Origin of the sequence: Ancylobacter lacus, assembly GCF_018390635.1 — a bacterium.
GTDB classification, from domain to species: domain Bacteria; phylum Pseudomonadota; class Alphaproteobacteria; order Rhizobiales; family Xanthobacteraceae; genus Ancylobacter; species Ancylobacter lacus.
This window is the reverse complement of sequence record NZ_JAHBGE010000003.1, coordinates 1-2828: the sequence shown is the minus strand read 5'-3', so window position 1 is coordinate 2828 and position 2828 is coordinate 1. Positions and strand designations below refer to the sequence as shown.

Genomic DNA, 2828 nt, shown 5'->3' with positions numbered 1-2828 from the left:
GGCGCGGCCGCTGCCTTCCCTGGCCATCCGGCGTCCCCGCGGGGAGGCCGGCACCCGTGAGGGGGAGGGCGTCCGGCGGCTGTGCCGAGCTTCGACCGGCCCGCGCGCGAGCGCGGGCGAGCTCTAACGGGCCTTTCCGCGCGTCCGCGCGGGATTATCGACCGGGCCCGCGCGCGAGCGCGGGCGATTATCGACCGGCCCGCGCGTCCGCGCGGGTGATCTTCGACCTTGCCCGCGCGTCCGCGCGGGCGATTATCGACCGGGCCTGCCGCCGTTCGCGGCGGGCCCCACGCGACAGACGATCCGCAGGGGATGCGGGGCGCGGGCGGCCAGCAGGTCCGCGGCGCCGGGAACCTTAAGGGGAAGAGAGATGGCAACTCCAGTCGGGGCGACGCCGGCCGAGGCGGCGGAAGGCGCGCGGGCCGCGGCCGAGGTGGCGCGGCAGGCGGCCGAGGCGGCGGCGGCCTATGCCGACGCGGCGTCGGCGGCGGTGGGGGCGGCGGCGCACGGGCTGAGCGGGGGGGCGATCGACCCCTTCGTGTTCCGGCTCGCGATTTTCGTGCTGGCGGTTTTCGTGGGCTACTACGTGGTGTGGTCGGTGACGCCGGCGCTGCACACCCCGCTGATGAGCGTGACCAACGCGATCTCCTCGGTGATCGTGGTGGGAGCGCTGCTGGCGGTGGGGGTGGACCTGGCGGCGCCGGGGACCGGCTGGGCGCGGGGCTTCGGCTTTGTCGGGCTTGTGCTGGCGAGCGTGAACATCTTCGGCGGCTTCCTGGTGACGAGCCGGATGCTGGCCATGTACCAGAAGAAGAAGTGAGGACGGGCCGATGAACGCCAATCTCGTGGCCGTCCTGTACCTCGTCTCCGGGGTGCTCTTCATTCTGGCGCTGCGCGGGCTGTCGAGCCCGGTGACCTCGCGCCAGGGCAACATGTTCGGCATGGCGGGCATGGCCATCGCCATCGTGACGACGCTGGGGGCGAGCCCGCCGCACGGGGCGGGGGGCTGGGCGCTGGTGCTGGGCGGGCTCGCGCTCGGCGGCGGCGGCGGCGCGGTGATCGCGCGCAAGATCGCGATGACGCAGATGCCGCAGCTTGTGGCGGCGTTCCACTCGCTGGTGGGCCTGTCGGCGGTGATGGTGGCGGCGGCGGCGCTGTACGCGCCGGAGGCGTTCGGCATCGGCGCGGCGGGGTCGATCCACGGCCAGGCGCTGGTGGAGATGAGTCTCGGCGTGGCGATCGGCGCGATCACCTTCACCGGCTCGGTGATCGCCTTCGCCAAGCTGAACGGCAACATGTCGGGCAAGCCGATCCTGCTGCCGGGGCGCCACGTGATCAACGCGGCGCTGGCGGCGCTGATCGTGGTGCTGATCGTGGTGCTGACGCTGACCGAGAGCCACACGGTGTTCTGGCTGATCGTGATCGCCAGCCTGGTGTTCGGCGGGCTGATCATCGTGCCGATCGGCGGGGCGGACATGCCGGTGGTGGTGTCGATGCTGAACAGCTATTCCGGCTGGGCGGCGGCGGGGATCGGCTTCACGCTGGGCAACACCGCGCTGATCATCACCGGGGCGCTGGTGGGCTCGTCGGGCGCGATCCTGAGCTACATCATGTGCAAGGGGATGAACCGCAGCTTCGTGTCGGTGATCCTGGGCGGGTTCGGCGGCGACGCGGCGGCGGGCCCGGCGGGGGCGGTGGAGACCCGCCCGGTGAAGCAGGGCTCGGCGGAGGACGCGGCGTTCATCATGAAGAACGCGGCGAAGGTGATCATCGTGCCGGGCTACGGCATGGCGGTGGCGCAGGCGCAGCACGCGCTGCGGGAGATGGCGGACCGGCTGAAGGCGGAAGGGGTGGAGGTGTCCTACGCCATCCACCCGGTGGCGGGGCGGATGCCCGGGCACATGAACGTGCTGCTGGCGGAAGCGAACGTGCCCTATGACGAGGTGTTCGAGCTTGAGGACATCAACTCGGAATTCGCGCAGGCGGACGTGGCCTTCGTGATCGGGGCGAACGACGTGACCAACCCGGCGGCGAAGACCGACCCGAGCTCGGCGATCTACGGCATGCCGATCCTGGACGTGGAGAAGGCGAAGACGGTGCTGTTCATCAAGCGCGGCATGGCGGCGGGCTATGCCGGGGTGGAGAACGAGCTATTCTTCCGCGACAACACCATGATGCTGTTCGCCGACGCCAAGAAGATGGTCGAGGACATCGTCAAGAACCTCTGACCCGGACCGGCCGCCGCCGGGAAGGGCGGGGGAGGGCGTGCCACCCCCCTCCCGGAGGGCGGCGCCGGGGTCCCGGAGGGACGAGGCCGGACGGGACGCGGAAGGGGCGGCGCGGGACGGGACGCGGAAGGGGCGGCGCGGGACGGGACGCGGAAGGGGCCGAAGGCACCACCCCGCCCCGGGAAGGCCGCCGCCCACCACGACCGCCGCGCCGCGGGCGCGAAGCGAGGTCGCCGGCACGACCGCGCCGCCGCCGGCACGACCGCGCCGCTGGCGGCCACCGCCCGCTTGCCGGCCCATGCACCACCCGGCCCGGGGAGCCACCACTCCCCGGGCCGACGCGTTTCCAGCCCCCAGCCCCCAGCCTCACGCCCCGGCGGCCAGATCCCACGGCTCCCGGCTCGATGGCTTCCGGGCGTGACGGCACCCGGCCCGGCGGCTTCCCCGTGCCGGCTTCGTCGTCGGCCGGGGGCGGGACGGGGGGCGTGCCGCCGCAAAGGGCGCCATGTCCTGCCGGGCGAGGGAGGGGGGAGCATGCGCCGGTGTCGGGATCGGCGGGAGTGATCGGCCTCATCCTCCACCTCACCGCACCGATCATCC

The 2828-nt window shown here is 73.0% G+C and carries 2 protein-coding genes; both read left to right on the top strand.

The features are described from left to right. The first annotated feature begins 370 nt into the window (after nt 1–370). The gene (locus KHC27_RS00635; RefSeq protein WP_213333895.1) at nt 371–820 is read left to right on the top strand and encodes a proton-translocating transhydrogenase family protein; all 450 of its coding nucleotides are present in this window, start codon (nt 371–373) and stop codon (nt 818–820) included. A 10-nt stretch (nt 821–830) separates the two neighbouring features. Further along, a complete protein-coding gene (locus KHC27_RS00630; RefSeq protein WP_213333894.1) occupies nt 831–2228 on the top strand; it encodes an NAD(P)(+) transhydrogenase (Re/Si-specific) subunit beta in 1398 nt (465 codons plus the stop codon). Nucleotides 2229–2828 lie beyond the last annotated feature (600 nt).